Annotated in this window: 14 protein-coding genes and 1 tRNA gene; 7 read left to right on the top strand and 8 right to left on the bottom strand. The window is 47.0% G+C overall.

Annotated elements, in window-relative coordinates; genetic code table 11:
• Positions 1 to 65 precede the first annotated feature (65 nt).
• Complete coding sequence (rluF, locus tag LZU85_RS18720) at positions 66 to 1109, top strand: 23S rRNA pseudouridine(2604) synthase RluF (RefSeq protein WP_176297962.1); 1044 nt, start codon at positions 66 to 68, stop codon at positions 1107 to 1109.
• An 85-nt stretch (positions 1110 to 1194) separates the two neighbouring features.
• Here rluF and ybaK read toward each other — a convergent pair whose 3' ends face one another.
• The 8 genes from ybaK to hemA form a co-directional block, all read right to left on the bottom strand.
• Entirely contained in the window at positions 1195 to 1674 is a 480-nt protein-coding gene (gene ybaK, locus LZU85_RS18715) for a Cys-tRNA(Pro) deacylase (protein WP_053542084.1), read from the bottom strand.
• A 99-nt stretch (positions 1675 to 1773) separates the two neighbouring features.
• Positions 1774 to 3435, bottom strand: coding sequence for a bifunctional UDP-sugar hydrolase/5'-nucleotidase UshA (gene ushA, locus LZU85_RS18710; protein ID WP_176297963.1), 1662 nt, complete (start codon positions 3433 to 3435; stop codon positions 1774 to 1776).
• Positions 3436 to 3838: 403 nt separating this feature from the next.
• Positions 3839 to 4690 (bottom strand): 3-deoxy-8-phosphooctulonate synthase, encoded by an 852-nt coding sequence (kdsA, locus tag LZU85_RS18705; RefSeq protein ID WP_026130489.1) that lies wholly within the window; start codon positions 4688 to 4690, stop codon positions 3839 to 3841.
• A 19-nt stretch (positions 4691 to 4709) separates the two neighbouring features.
• Complete coding sequence (locus LZU85_RS18700; RefSeq protein WP_011078364.1) at positions 4710 to 5519, bottom strand: SirB1 family protein; 810 nt, start codon at positions 5517 to 5519, stop codon at positions 4710 to 4712.
• Between the two features lie 38 nt (positions 5520 to 5557).
• Positions 5558 to 5941 (bottom strand): SirB2 family protein, encoded by a 384-nt coding sequence (locus LZU85_RS18695; protein WP_045597639.1) that lies wholly within the window; start codon positions 5939 to 5941, stop codon positions 5558 to 5560.
• A gap of 23 nt (positions 5942 to 5964) precedes the next feature.
• Positions 5965 to 6828, bottom strand: a complete 864-nt coding sequence (gene prmC / locus LZU85_RS18690; protein WP_419795981.1) for a peptide chain release factor N(5)-glutamine methyltransferase — start codon at positions 6826 to 6828, stop codon at positions 5965 to 5967.
• A gap of 16 nt (positions 6829 to 6844) precedes the next feature.
• A complete protein-coding gene (prfA, locus tag LZU85_RS18685; RefSeq protein ID WP_176298100.1) occupies positions 6845 to 7933 on the bottom strand; it encodes a peptide chain release factor 1 in 1089 nt (362 codons plus the stop codon).
• 28 nt (positions 7934 to 7961) lie between these two features.
• Complete coding sequence (gene hemA / locus LZU85_RS18680; protein WP_103276927.1) at positions 7962 to 9221, bottom strand: glutamyl-tRNA reductase; 1260 nt, start codon at positions 9219 to 9221, stop codon at positions 7962 to 7964.
• A 159-nt stretch (positions 9222 to 9380) separates the two neighbouring features.
• On the opposite strand from hemA, the gene lolB reads away from it, so the two are divergent.
• The 6 genes from lolB to LZU85_RS18650 all read left to right on the top strand — a co-directional run bounded on the left by lolB (position 9381) and on the right by LZU85_RS18650 (position 14023).
• Complete coding sequence (gene lolB / locus LZU85_RS18675; RefSeq protein ID WP_176297965.1) at positions 9381 to 9989, top strand: lipoprotein insertase outer membrane protein LolB; 609 nt, start codon at positions 9381 to 9383, stop codon at positions 9987 to 9989.
• Positions 9974 to 10861, top strand: a complete 888-nt coding sequence (ispE, locus tag LZU85_RS18670) for a 4-(cytidine 5'-diphospho)-2-C-methyl-D-erythritol kinase (protein ID WP_176297966.1) — start codon at positions 9974 to 9976, stop codon at positions 10859 to 10861. Before lolB ends, ispE begins: the two co-directional genes overlap by 16 nt.
• Before the next feature lie 29 nt (positions 10862 to 10890).
• Positions 10891 to 11835 carry a ribose-phosphate pyrophosphokinase gene (locus tag LZU85_RS18665; RefSeq protein ID WP_011078371.1) on the top strand — a complete coding sequence of 315 codons (945 nt, stop codon included), beginning with the start codon at positions 10891 to 10893 and terminating at the stop codon, positions 11833 to 11835.
• A 136-nt stretch (positions 11836 to 11971) separates the two neighbouring features.
• Positions 11972 to 12562, top strand: coding sequence for an aminoacyl-tRNA hydrolase (pth, locus tag LZU85_RS18660; RefSeq protein ID WP_176297967.1), 591 nt, complete (start codon positions 11972 to 11974; stop codon positions 12560 to 12562).
• Between the two features lie 10 nt (positions 12563 to 12572).
• Positions 12573 to 13664: a redox-regulated ATPase YchF gene (ychF, locus tag LZU85_RS18655; RefSeq protein ID WP_176297968.1), complete on the top strand. Its 1092-nt coding sequence runs from the start codon at positions 12573 to 12575 to the stop codon at positions 13662 to 13664.
• A 282-nt stretch (positions 13665 to 13946) separates the two neighbouring features.
• Positions 13947 to 14023, top strand: a tRNA-Met gene (locus tag LZU85_RS18650).
• Positions 14024 to 14138: the final 115 nt, after the last annotated feature.

Raw genomic sequence — 14138 nt, 5'->3', positions numbered from 1 at the left:
TTCCCTTACAGCCAGTAAGGGAGTGATCGATACAACGCCGTTGTGAAACGTTAAGAGAGAACAACATGTCCCAAGATAACGCTAAACGCCTTAATAAATACATCAGTGAAACTGGTTTTTGCTCACGCCGAGAAGCCGATAAACTCATCGAGCAAGGTCGCGTCACCATCAATGGCAAACAGCCAGAAATGGGCACCAAAGTCCTACCTGGTGATGATGTTTGTGTCGATGGAAAACCCGTTGCCACGAAAGAAAAACCGGTCTACATCGCGCTCAATAAACCCACCGGCATAACCTGTACCACTGAACGCAACATTCCGGGCAATATCGTTGATTTTATTGGTCATAAGAAGCGTATTTTCCCAATTGGTCGATTGGATAAACCGTCTGACGGTCTGATTTTCCTAACCAATGATGGGGATATTGTTAATAAGATTCTCCGTGCGGGTAACCACCACGAAAAAGAGTATGTGGTGCGAGTGGATAAAGCCATTACACCTGAGTTTATTAAAGCAATGTCGAGCGGCGTCAATATTCTCGATACCGTAACCTTGCCTTGCAAAGTCACACAGGAAACCAAGTTCTCCTTCCGTATTGTTTTAACTCAAGGTTTGAACCGCCAGATCCGCCGTATGTGTGAAGCACTCGGCTATGAAGTGTTTAAACTGCGTCGTGTGCGCATTATGAACATTTCTCTCGACGGCATTCCGAACGGTAAGTGGCGTTACCTTACCGACGATGAGGTGACGGAGATCCTTGCGATGTGTGAAGGCTCTGTTGGCACCGAAGAAGCCTCTCGCGTTGACGCCAAAGGCCGCCGTATTCGCAAAGCCACCGACGCTAAGCTGTTTGACAGCCGTGAGGAAAACCAAACCTCTACTGCACGTCGCAACCAAAAACAGCGCACTTTCAAAGGCAACAATGCTGATGAGTTTCGCCATGCGCCAAATTCAAAAAAAGCGCAGCAAAGAAAGCAGCAGGATGGCGATAAACCGCGTTTTGAAAAACCAAAGCGCCAAGAGCAAGCTGGAAAAGCAAAACGCTATGACAATCCCAACGCAGCAAAACCCGTCAAACGCACGGGCGGCACTTTGACTCTTAAGAAATAATATTCCTCGCAACCATTAAAAAGGACGCTCGAACGAGCGTCCTTTGTTGTTCACCAAACGTTTTCTATTTTACCCCTCAAAGAGCTTAGGCCTCTAAACAGAGCTCAGCAAAATGCCCTCGAGTGAGCATCAGTAAATCTTTGGGTGCTAACTCAATCTCTAAGCCACGCTTGCCTGCACTGACACAAATGGTCTCTTGTTGCTCTGCACTGATATGGAGAAAGGTGGGCAGAGCTTTCTTTTGCCCGAGCGGACTAATGCCGCCCACGACATAGCCTGTGGTTTTTTGCGCGATTTCAGGATCGGCCATATCGGCTTTTTTGCCATTAGCGGCTTTCGCTGCCAATTTTAGATTGAGTTTTTGGTCAACGGGAATGATCGCTACCGCCAAATTTTTTGCTTCACCATTTAAGCAAAATAGCAACGTTTTAAAGACTTTCTTTGGATCTTGCCCAAGCACTTCTGCCGCTTCCAAGCCATAGCTTGCCGCTCGTGGATCGTGCTGATATTCATGGATGGTATGAGGAACTTTCTTTTTCTTGGCAAGATTGATAGCCGGAGTCATCGTCTTTCTCCTGTATAAACAAAAAGCGCTATTCCAGATCGAAATAGCGCTTTAGTTAAAGATATCAGCGAGATTGAGTCAAACTCTTTCTCTTATCGATTATTTGTAAACAATTTCACCATTTGGCGCGAACTTGTTCACATCGATTGGGCTGTTCTTCTCTAGGAACTCTTTCAGTACTTCAGCATCCACAAAACCAGTGTTCACGTAACCAGGGTGGCCAGTCAGTTTAGGGTAACCATCACCACCCGCGGCGTTGTAGCTTGGTACGGTGAAGCGGTAAGTTTCATCTAGACGAAGCTGTTTGCCACCGATGAATACGTTAGAAACTTTACCGTCTGCCACTGTCATTGAGATACCTGCGAATTGCGCATAAGCACCTGAATCAACAGGTTTCGTTGCAACAACGTTTAGGTAATCCAGCACTTCTTTACCCGTCATATCGGTGTAAGTCAGGATGTTTGCAAAAGGCTGAACGGTGAGTACATCTTTGTAAGTCACTTCACCCGCTTCAATCGAGTCACGTACACCACCCGAGTTCATTACTGCGAAGTCAGCTTTTGCACGCTCCATATGCGAAGCTGCGATTAGACGACCAAGGTTAGTTTGCTGGAAGCGAACTACATTACGGTCACCTTCAAGCTTGCCGTTTGTGTCTGCAATCTTGACGTTAAGTTGCTCTTGCCCTTTCTCTTGGTAAGGACGTAGGAATTCTAGCAATGCCGCATCTTCTTTAATTTCGCTTTCAATGAAGACGCGCTGGCTCTTACCATCGACTTCCACTTTCTTCTTCAGGTTAACCGGAATCAGATCGTAGCTCACCATGCGTAGCTCACCATTGCGGAACTCGTAATCAGCACGGCCAACGTATTTACCCCACTCGTGCGCTTGCACGATGTAAGTACCGTTTTGTTGGTCTGGCTTACACTCGTCTGCTGGTTTGAAGTTTTTCTTCACCACATTTGGTGCTTCCATACAAACCGGCTCTTGCGAGTGACCACCGACGATCATGTCTAGATCACCTTCGTTTAGGTAACGAGCCAGTGCCACATCGCCAGGAGCGTTGATGCCACGCTTACCATCTTCGTAGTGACCCATGTGCGTCACGGCGAAGATCAAATCTGGTTTTTCTGTTTCTTTTAGCTCAGCAATCAGCTTCTTCGCTTCTTCCTTCGGATCACGGAAGTCAATTGCGCTAATGAATTCTGGGTTGCCTAGCTTAGCTGTGTCTTCGGTTGTTAGACCAATAACCGCAATTTTAATGCCTTGCTTATCGAACATCTCGTAAGCTTGGAACATGCGCTCGCCAGTTTTCTTGTCGTAAATGTTGGCAGACAGCATTGGGAAGTTAGCCCACTCTTTCTGCTTCATCAGTACGTCTAGAGGATTGTCAAACTCGTGGTTACCCAGCGCCATTGCGTCGTAACCGATTTTGCTCATGCCTTTGAAATCTGGCTCAGCATCTTGAAGGTCTGACTCAGGAACACCTGTGTTGATATCACCACCTGAAAGTAGCAGTACGCTGCCGCCTTCCGCTTGGATGTCAGCACGCAGCTCGTCGATCAGAGTTTTGCGAGCTGCCATACCGTACTCACCGTATTTGTTTTGCCAGAAACGGCCGTGGTGGTCGTTCGTGTGCAATACTGTCAGTTTGTAAGTTGTATCTGCTGCCCATTCTTGAGTTGGCTGAGTTGCACAACCCGCCAGAGTTGCCAGAATAGCTGCGCTAAGCGCGGTTTTTATAATCAGGCGTTGCTTCATTGTCATACCTTTTGAACTTTTTGGGGATTCCACTGCAAATATCTACAGGCCTTTTTAAACATAAGCTCAATTTATTAAACCGAGTTAGGTTGGCTGTAAAACTTGATACAGTTTAAAGTAACTGGCCAAACCATTTCAGTCCGTTTTCATATTTCTGATGCATTGATCACTATAAAAACCACGAAAAACTGTAACAAAGCCTGAGAGTTACAGTGACAAAACTCACGCGATCACAAGCAAACGTTTGTCTGAGATTGCATGCCGTTCGAGATAAATGTGAATCAGCTCACCAATTAAACAGTATTAGAAGAATAGGCATTAAACAGAGGTTCAGCGGGACAAATTACAAGCAAAAAAAAGGACCGTTTTCTCGGTCCTTTTTGATCTCGATAACACGCAAATATTATCGGATGTCGATACTCGCGAAGCTTTTCACCAGATCGTCCAGTGCTTTCATTTGCGCAAGGAACGGCTCTAGTTTGTCAAGTGGCAATGCCGATGGGCCATCACAACGTGCTTGGTCTGGATTTGGGTGCGCCTCAATAAACAGACCAGCAATACCCGTTGCCAAACCGGCTTTCGCCAGTTCAACGGTCTGTTCACGGCGACCGCCTGATGCCGCACCTGATGGGTCGCGCATTTGCAGTGAGTGGGTCACATCAAAAATGATTGGGCTGCCTTTTGATGCTTTTTTCATGACGCCAAAACCCAGCATATCTACGACTAGGTTATCGTAACCATGACAAGAACCACGCTCACAAAGAATGATCTTATCGTTGCCACACTCCGCAAATTTCTCAACGATGTTGCCCACTTGACCTGGGCTCATGAACTGAGGTTTTTTCACGTTGATTACCGCGCCCGTTTTGGCCATCGCTTCCACAAGGTCAGTCTGGCGAGCCAAGAACGCAGGTAGCTGGATAACATCCACCACATCCGCTACAGGCTGCGCTTGTGCTTCCGTGTGAACATCGGTGATGATCTTTACGCCAAACGTGTCTTTCAGCTCTTGGAAGATTTTCATCCCTTCTTCAAGACCTGGGCCACGGTATGAGTGAACAGAACTGCGGTTGGCTTTATCGAAAGACGCTTTAAATACGTAAGGAATGCCCAACTTATCGGTCACTTTCACATAGTGCTCACAGATCTGCATCGCCAAATCACGTGACTCTAGTACGTTCATGCCAGCAAACAAAGTAAATGGCTTATCGTTGGCAACTGGGATATCACCAATCTGAACAATTTTCTGTTCCATCATTATGTCTCTTATTTGATCAATGTAGAGTGACCGCTTTGCCACTCATAACGTTAACTTGTTTTTTTAGCAGCTCTGCCGCAGGGTCATCGGGACACTGATCAATAAAATATTGAAAATCAGACACCGCAATTTGATGACACTCTAGTTGTTGATAGATAAAGCCGCGATCACGAATTTCATAAGGGTCATCTGGCACAAACGTTAACGCCAGATTGGTACAACGTAAAGCCAGAGTATAGCGCTCTTCTCGAAGTAGTGCGCCTTTTAACAAGGCAAGCCAGCGGCCAATCACCGTAGGGTTATCCGCCACCTCAAGATGCTCAGGTTTCAACGTTGCTAACGGCCCTTCGTGACCAATCAACCAAGCTTGTAAAAGGCGCTCGCCAACAAACTCACCATTAAATGGGTTGATGTATTGAACGCCCCCTTCACACCAATCCACTCGCAAAAGAAACTGGGTTGGGAAGGTGACACCATGTAAATCGAAGCCAAGCTGGCGACCTAGATAAAGCAGTATCGCTCCTAAACTGACAGGGATACCTTTCCGACGCTGCAATACTTTGTCAATAAAGCTGTTGTCTGAATCAAAATAGGCTTCACGATCACCTTGGAACTGCCATTGGATGAAAAATAGGCGTAGAAAGGCATCAAAGCGCTGCTTTTCATCTCGCTCGACAAACAGTTCGTTTTCCGCTTCTTTTAACAAACGAGCCAACTCATGCTTTACCCAAAGATCTTCTGTTTCTGGATTAATGGCTTTATTGAGCTCTAACGCCCCTTCCACCAGTTCCATGTTGTCAAAATCTTCGTCAAACAATTCCAGCATTACTTGTTATCCGTTTACTTAATTCACACTAAATATTCTTAACCGAAAAACATCGGTGTCTTTGAAACCGCTAATTTGCCTGCCATCGCCAGCCAACCGAGTGCGCCGAAGAAAGAAAAAGTACGTAGCAGCTTGTTTTTACCCAGTTTAAGTGCGAAGAAACCTAAAGCAATGTAGGCCATTACACAGGTGATTTTCTCGGTGAGCCAAGGCGCCGACGGGGTAAATGGAATGAAACCAGTGATCACAATCAGCGCAATACCTGACAACAACAATAACGAGTCGTTGATATGAGGAAAACGCTGTAAAAATGGGTGCTTCAACTTATTTGAATTCATCATCATCAATGCATAGCGAACGGAAAGTAGCAACGCGCTGATGACGATGGTGAGTAAATGAAAGTATTTCAAAGCTTCGTACATAGTGTTCTCTTTGATATCTGGATCTAGTGATCCGTGTTTTCTGGTAAAGCAACGAAGTAACCCAAAGTCACTCGATCGTTGCCACCGTAATCCTTCTCGGTTGCTACCTCTTGATATCCCAACGTTTCTAGGATTTCTCGAACAGCGATACCTTGATCGTAGCCATGTTCAAACATCAGCCAGCCATGAGGCTCAAGATAGTCACTTGCCTGTTGCGCGATATAACGGATATCAGCCAGGCCAGACTCTTCGGCAACCAGAGCACTTTTTGGCTCAAATCGCACATCTCCTTGATTAAGATGGGGATCATTCTCATCAATATAAGGAGGATTGGAAACGATTAAAGCAAACTTTGTGCCTTGAGCCACAGGTTCAAACCAGCTGCCCTGTTTAAAGGTCACATTTTTGATATTCAATGCCAGCGCATTCGACTCAGCAAGCAGCTTCGCTTCCTGCTGCAAATCCACGCCCATCACAGTGCGATGTGGCAGTTCAGACGCCAGTGCAATGGCAATCGCTCCCGTGCCTGTGCCTAAGTCGAGGATAGAGCCCGTTTGCGTAGCCGTTTTTTCTAGCGCCAACTCCACTAAACGCTCGGTATCAGGGCGAGGAATTAACGTCGATGGCGCGACTTTAAAAGGCAAAGACCAAAACTCTCGTTCACCGATGATGTAAGCCACCGGTTCGCCAGACAGTCGACGCGCCACTAAGGCTTCAAACTGCTGCTGCTCTTGTTCGGTGAGTATTTTATCTGGCCAGGTAAACAGATAGCTACGTGGCTTATCCAGTACATGGCAAAGCAATACCGCAGCGTCTAAAGACGGCGAATCATTGCCTAACTCAGAAAAGCGAGATGCCGCCTGTTTAACAGCGGCATCTAGTGTCATCAACTCAGACATGGGATCAGTTGTTGTCCGCCAAAGCAGCCAATTGGTCCGCTTGGTGTTCCTGAATCACAGGATCGATCAAAGACTGAAGATCGCCTTCCATCACTTCAGAAAGACGGTAAATCGTCAAGTTGATGCGGTGATCTGACACACGGCCTTGTGGGTAGTTGTAGGTACGAATACGGTCACTACGATCGCCTGAACCAAGCAGGTTACGACGCGTGTCAGACACTTCAGCTGCACGCTTAGCCTCTTCAGCTTGAACAATACGAGCCGCTAGAACAGCCATCGCCTTGGCTTTGTTTTTGTGCTGTGAACGCTCGTCCTGACACTCCACGACAGTACCAGTTGGTAAGTGGGTAATACGGATTGCCGAGTCGGTGGTGTTGACGTGCTGACCGCCCGCACCAGAAGAGCGGAAGGTATCAATTTTTAGATCGCTTGCTTTGATCTCTGGAATTTCCGCTTCAGGAATTTCAGGCATGATTGCCACGGTACACGCAGAGGTGTGTACGCGACCTTGCGATTCGGTTGCAGGCACACGTTGAACACGGTGACCGCCCGACTCAAACTTCAAGAAACCGTAAGCGCCATCGCCATTCACTTTCGCGATCATCTCTTTGTAGCCGCCATGTTCTGCTTCATTCGCGGACATGACTTCAATACGCCAACCACGTTTTTCTGCAAACTTGCTGTACATACGGAACAGATCGCCAGCAAAGATACCGGCTTCATCACCGCCCGCACCCGCACGAATTTCGAGGAAACAGTTACGACTGTCATTCGGATCTTTCGGTAACAGCAGGATTTGCAGTTCCGAGGCCAAGTTTTCAATCGCCGCTTTCGCTGCTTTGATCTCTTCTTGTGCCATTTCACGCATCTCTGCGTCGTCTTCTTTGGCCATCTCTTCCGCAGCAACTAAATCTTCTTGCGCTTGTTGATAGGCAGTAAAGCACTTAGTGACTTCTTCAAGTTGAGAATACTCTTTTGACAGTGCACGGAATTTGTCTTGGTCACCGATCACTCCCGGATCACCAAGAAGGTGCTGCACTTCTTCATAACGCTCAACCAGCATTTCTAGCTTGGTTAGAATCGAGGCTTTCATCATTTATATATCTTACTGATTGATAGAATTATTTGAGTTCATCCAGCCCTAAGCTTTGGCGAATGACGGTTAATTTTGCGGGCTCACCCTGCTCTGCGGCCAATTGTAGCGCACGTGTGGGTGCATGGATGAGTTTATTTGTCAGGCGATTACTCAGTTCGCGCAGTACTTTTTCTGGATCACCACCGCTTTCCAGTGCTAACAACGCTTTGCTGAGCAATTCCTCACGAATGTCATTGGCCGACTGGCGATACTCACGAATACTGTCCACCGCTTGGAGCGAGCGAAGCCAACTCATAAACGCGGCACTTTCTTCCGCCACGATCGCTTCTGCTTGAATCGCTTCGACTTTGCGCTGCTCGATATTGCTGTCAATAATTGATTGCAAATCGTCAACAGTATACAAGTAAGCATCATTCAAATCGCCCACTTGCGCTTCCACATCACGCGGTACCGCAATATCCACGAGCAAAATGGGCTGATGACGGCGCTGCTTGAGCGCAGTTTCCACCATGCCTTTGCCAATGATCGGCAGTGGGCTCGCCGTTGAGCTGATCACTATGTCCGCTTTGGCAAGGTGATTGGGAATATCTTGCAAGCTGATCACCTGAGCATCAAATTGCTCTGCTAAGGTCAGTGCACGCTCGCGAGTACGGTTTGCCACAATCATTTTACTACAACCATTCGCGTGAAGGTGCTTCGCCACCAACTCGATGGTTTCACCAGCACCGACCAATAAAACCGTCGATTTCTCTAACGATTCAAAAATGTGTTTGGCTAACGTACAAGCGGCATAGGCGACCGAAACGGCGTTACCGCCAATATCGGTTTCCGTGCGGACGCGCTTAGCAACGGAAAAGGTTTTCTGAAACAATTTTTCCAAAGACGCATCTACCGCCTGCTGCTCGCGCGAGTCGGAATACGCCTGTTTCACCTGCCCTAATATTTGAGGTTCACCCAGCACCAAAGAATCCAAGCCGCAAGAAACGCGCATCAGATGGCGAATTGCCGCTTGTTCTTCATACACATACAAACTCGGTTTGAGCTCTTCTAAACCGATTTGATGAAACTGGCTCAACCAATCAATCACCTTGCTGCGTGCACCCGATTTGACATCGCAATACACCTCGGTGCGGTTACAGGTAGAGAGGATCACGCTGCCATTGACTGCTTCATGCTGGCTGAGCTGCTGTAGTGCATTGGCCAGTTTGTCTGGACCGAACGCCACTTTCTCTCGCAAGTCAACCGACGCGGTGTGGTGATTTATGCCAATAGCAAGCAAAGACATCGATAGTGCTTTCTCTGTACAGAATGGAAAATTAGGAGGCGAATTTTACTTTATGCACGACTTTATTAAAAGGGTGTAGCGGATTTGTTTTCCTTACTTCGTGAGTTCGATGCTATAGTTGAGCGCTCAAAGACTTAAATCAGACAGAAAGTATCCGCCATGTTTCGACGAACTTATTTTTGGTTAATGCTCTTGCCGCTGTTTATGCTTGGCTGTACTGGCCTTCCGGACCATCCCACCAGCGTTGAGTGGCAAAGTCATCAAGCCAAACTGTCACAAATTCAATCATTTCAAGCCGTCGGCAAACTGGGTTACATCTCGCCAGATCAACGACAAAACCTCAACTTCTACTGGAAACACTCATCAGCGCAAAGCCACCTGCGTTTTACGACATTTCTTGGCCAAACCGCATTAAATCTCACTATGACGCCGCAAGGTGCTCGCGTTGAAACCTACGACGATCAAATCTTAACCGCTGAGAATGCGACCGCTTTGGTCCAACAGTTAACCGGGTTGGTTATACCTGTCGAACAACTGAGTGATTGGATCATCGGCTTGCCTAATGGCGCTGACGACTTTCAACTCAATGAGCAAAATACACTCAGCTCATTAGAGAAAGATCTCAATTTTCAGCGTTGGCATATCGCCTACACGCAGTATCGCGATGTGGAATTTCATCAGCAAGTTGTACCGCTGCCAGCCAAGCTTAGCCTGACCCAGCAAGACATCAAATTAAACATCGTTGTGAGTAAGTGGACGCTAAAATAATGATTACCAGCCCAACAACTTGGCCCTCACCAGCCAAACTCAATCTTTTCTTGTACATCAATGGCCGTACTGAAAATGGCTATCACGAACTGCAAACGTTATTTCAGTTTCTTGACCATGGCGATCAACTCACGATTACAGCCAATGACAGCGGTCATATCACACTAACGCCAGACATTGTCGATCTCCCCGTAGAACAAAATCTCATTTGGAAAGCGGCCAATGCACTCCAGAAAAAGACGGGATGCACCTTGGGCGCCAACATTCATCTGAACAAAATATTGCCGATGGGCGGCGGTATCGGTGGTGGTTCTTCCAATGCAGCAACGGCATTGGTTGCTCTGAATTTTCTTTGGCAACTTGGTCTTTCTGATGATGAACTAGCCGACATTGGCTTAAAACTGGGCGCGGATGTGCCCGTTTTTGTGCGCGGCTATGCGGCATTTGCTGAAGGTGTTGGTGAAAAACTGACTCCAGCACAACCAGAAGAGAAGTGGTATTTGGTGGTAAGACCCGATGTGCACATCGCCACCGTCGATATTTTCACGCATCCAGATTTGACGAGAAATACGCCAAAGCGTTCTCTGGAAACGCTTCTTGACAGCGAATACGGAAACGATTGCGAAAAAATTGTCCGAATGATCCACCCAAAGGTTGATAAGCAACTTTCATGGCTGCTACAATACGCGCCGTCAAGATTGACGGGGACCGGATCTTGCGTTTTCGCTGAATTTAGCAGCAGATCTGAAGCGGAATCAATCCTTGCCCAACTCTCTGACAATGTCTCGGCATTTGTCGCTCAAGGGCGCAATGTTTCGCCGCTAAAAGAGACGTTGGCTGATTATCTTTCAGCCCAAAACCGACCTATTTAAAAACTGGACGCAACCCTGAGGTTTCCACCGTGCCTGATATGAAGCTATTTGCTGGTAACGCAACACCTGAACTAGCCCAACGTATTGCTGATCGTCTCTACATTTCTCTTGGTGACGCCACTGTTTCTCGTTTCTCTGACGGTGAAGTAGCGGTACAAATCAACGAAAATGTACGTGGTAGTGACGTTTTCATTATTCAATCTACCTGTGCTCCGACCAACGACAACCTAATGGAGCTGGTCGTAATGATTGATGCAATGCGCCGCGCTTCAGCGGGCCGTATTACAGCAGTTATTCCTTACTTTGGTTACGCTCGTCAAGACCGCCGTGTGCGTTCAGCGCGTGTGCCAATCACTGCAAAAGTAGTCGCAGACTTCCTTTCAAACGTGGGTGTTGACCGCGTTCTGACGATTGATCTACACGCAGAGCAAATTCAAGGCTTCTTCGATGTGCCAGTAGACAACATCTTCGGTACGCCAGTACTACTTGAAGATATGCACGCGCGTGGTCTAGAAGATCCTGTGGTTGTATCTCCAGACCTCGGTGGTGTTGTTCGTGCTCGTGCAACGGCAAAAGCGCTTGGTGATATCGATATTGCTATCGTCGATAAGCGTCGTCCACGTGCCAACGTTTCTGAAGTGATGAACCTTATCGGTGATGTTGAAGGTCGTGACTGTGTGATCGTTGATGACATGATCGACACTGGCGGCACGCTATGTAAAGCAGCTGAAGCATTGAAAGAACGTGGTGCGAAGCGAGTATTTGCTTACGCAACTCACGCCGTGTTCTCAGGCAACGCAGCGAAAAACATCAAAAACTCTGTGCTTGACCAAGTGATCGTGACTGACTCAATCACACTGAGCAAAGAGATGGCCGCAACCGGTAAAGTGACTCAACTAACTCTCTCTGGCATGTTGGCTGAAGCGATCCGTCGTATCAGCAACGAAGAGTCTATCTCTGCGATGTTTAACTAATCGCCATTTCGATTAGTCCAATTTTAGAACACCCCTTGATTGGGGTGTTTTTATTTGCAATAGGCTTGGCCTCGCCCATCGTTACTTTTCTGTGCTATCATACCGCGCTTTTGAAGATTCCAAAGAGATCCTAACCTTGAGTCAACAGATCAAACTTCTTGTCGGCCTTGCTAATCCTGGGCCTGAATATGCCAAAACTCGCCACAATGCGGGCGCTTGGGTAGTAGAAGAACTGGCACGCGTTCACAACGTTACGCTAAAGAATGAAGCAAAGTTCTATGGCTTAACAGGACGTATTGTGATGAATGGTCAGGAACTGCGTTTACTGATTCCAACTACCTTTATGAACCTTTCTGGTAAAGCCATTGCCGCATTGGCAAAGTTTTATCAGATTCAACCAGAAGAGATCATGGTCGCGCATGACGAGCTGGATCTTCCTCCTGGTATCGCAAAGTTCAAAAAGGGTGGTGGCCATGGTGGCCACAATGGTTTGCGAGATACCATTAGTAAACTGGGCAACAATAAAGAATTCTACCGTCTACGGATCGGCATTGGCCATCCTGGACACAAAGATAAAGTAGCGGGTTTTGTACTGGGTAAAGCACCTGCCAGTGAACAATCCTTACTCGACGCTACCGTCGACGAATCTGTTCGCTGCTTGGATATTTTGATCAAAGATGGTCTATCCAAAGCACAAAACCGCCTCCACACGTTCAAAGCTGAATAAGGTTACAATCATGGGTTTTAAATGTGGCATCGTTGGCTTGCCAAACGTTGGTAAATCAACTCTGTTTAACGCACTGACTAAAGCGGGTATTGAAGCCGCTAACTTCCCGTTCTGTACAATCGAACCAAACACTGGCGTGGTACCAGTGCCAGACTTGCGTTTAGACGAATTGGCAAAAATCGTAAACCCACAACGTATTCTGCCAACCACGATGGAATTCGTTGACATTGCAGGTCTAGTAGCTGGCGCATCTCGCGGCGAAGGTCTGGGTAACAAATTCCTAGCCAACATCCGTGAAACGGACGCAATTGGTCACGTAGTTCGTTGTTTTGAAAACGAAAACATTGTTCACGTTGCAGGCAAAGTCTCTCCAATCGAAGATATCGAAGTGATCAACCTTGAACTTGCCATGGCTGACCTTGATTCTTGCGAACGCGCCATTCAACGCCAAGCGAAGAAAGCGAAAGGCGGCGATAAAGACGCGAAATTCGAACTGACTGTTCTAGAAAAGCTGCTTCCTGTCCTCACCGAAGGTGGCTCAGCACGTACTGTAGAACTGTCTAAAGAAGAACTTGCCGCCGTTGGTTACCTAAACTTCCTAACACTGAAGCCAACCATGTACATCGCTAACGTGAATGAAGATGGCTTCGAAAACAACCCATACCTAGACGCAGTTCGTGAATTTGCAGCAAAAGAGAATAACATTGTTGTTCCAGTTTGTGCCGCGATCGAATCGGAAATGGCAGAGCTGGAAGATGACGAGCGTGCAGAATTCCTAGCGGATATGGGCATTGAAGAACCAGGCCTAAACCGCGTAATCCGTGCAGGTTACGAGTTGCTGAGCCTACACACTTACTTTACGGCGGGTGTGAAAGAAGTTCGTGCATGGACCATTCCTGTTGGTGCGACCGCACCAAAAGCGGCAGGCAAGATCCACACCGATTTTGAGAAAGGCTTCATCCGTGCAGAAGTCATTGCCTACGATGACTTCATCCAATTTAAAGGTGAAAACGGAGCAAAAGACGCAGGTAAGTGGCGTCTAGAAGGTAAAGAGTACATCGTAAAAGATGGCGATGTGGTTCATTTCCGTTTCAACGTTTAATTGTTTGTTTAAACTTTAAACAACTCAATCGAATACAAAGCCAGCCAATTTGCTGGCTTTTTTATTGGCTGAGAAAAAAGTTCACATTAAGTTATTCAAACCAAGTCAATTTGTTAGCAGTTTTCGATCACAAACACGCCTCTTTGCTTAAAAAGAAAGCGAACGATTTATTTCCCCCGATTTATTAAAAAAAACTGTTGACGGTTGTGACGCAACTCCTCATAATGCGCCCCGTTCCCGACGAGACAGCGATGAAACGAAAGGAACGGAAAACATGGTTTTGGCTACGTAGCTCAGCTGGTTAGAGCACATCACTCATAATGATGGGGTCACAGGTTCGAATCCCGTCGTAGCCACCATCCCTAAGAACTTTTTTTAGAGAGTTATTAGGAATAGTTGCGGAAGTGGCGAAATTGGTAGACGCACCAGATTTAGGTTCTGGCGCCGCGAGGTGTGAGAGTTCGAGTCTCTCCT

Origin of the sequence: Vibrio floridensis (assembly GCF_021852965.1) — a bacterium.
In the GTDB taxonomy this organism is placed as follows: Bacteria; Pseudomonadota; Gammaproteobacteria; order Enterobacterales; family Vibrionaceae; genus Vibrio; species Vibrio floridensis.
This window is presented reverse-complemented; position numbering and strand designations above follow the sequence as displayed.

Bases quoted from the DNA above. Each gene is read 5' to 3' on its own strand.
- LZU85_RS18700 (WP_011078364.1), bottom strand. From the start codon at position 5,519: ATGCTGGAATTGTTTGACGAAGATTTTGACAACATGGAACTGGTGGAA.
- prfA (WP_176298100.1), bottom strand. From the start codon at position 7,933: ATGAAAGCCTCGATTCTAACCAAGCTAGAAATGCTGGTTGAGCGTTAT.
- ushA (WP_176297963.1), bottom strand. From the start codon at position 3,435: ATGAAGCAACGCCTGATTATAAAAACCGCGCTTAGCGCAGCTATTCTG.
- ybaK (WP_053542084.1), bottom strand. From the start codon at position 1,674: ATGACTCCGGCTATCAATCTTGCCAAGAAAAAGAAAGTTCCTCATACC.
- hemA (WP_103276927.1), bottom strand. From the start codon at position 9,221: ATGTCTTTGCTTGCTATTGGCATAAATCACCACACCGCGTCGGTTGAC.
- prmC (WP_419795981.1), bottom strand. From the start codon at position 6,828: ATGACACTAGATGCCGCTGTTAAACAGGCGGCATCTCGCTTTTCTGAG.
- LZU85_RS18695 (WP_045597639.1), bottom strand. From the start codon at position 5,941: ATGTACGAAGCTTTGAAATACTTTCATTTACTCACCATCGTCATCAGC.
- kdsA (WP_026130489.1), bottom strand. From the start codon at position 4,690: ATGGAACAGAAAATTGTTCAGATTGGTGATATCCCAGTTGCCAACGAT.
- ychF (WP_176297968.1), top strand. From the start codon at position 12,573: ATGGGTTTTAAATGTGGCATCGTTGGCTTGCCAAACGTTGGTAAATCA.
- rluF (WP_176297962.1), top strand. From the start codon at position 66: ATGTCCCAAGATAACGCTAAACGCCTTAATAAATACATCAGTGAAACT.
- lolB (WP_176297965.1), top strand. From the start codon at position 9,381: ATGTTTCGACGAACTTATTTTTGGTTAATGCTCTTGCCGCTGTTTATG.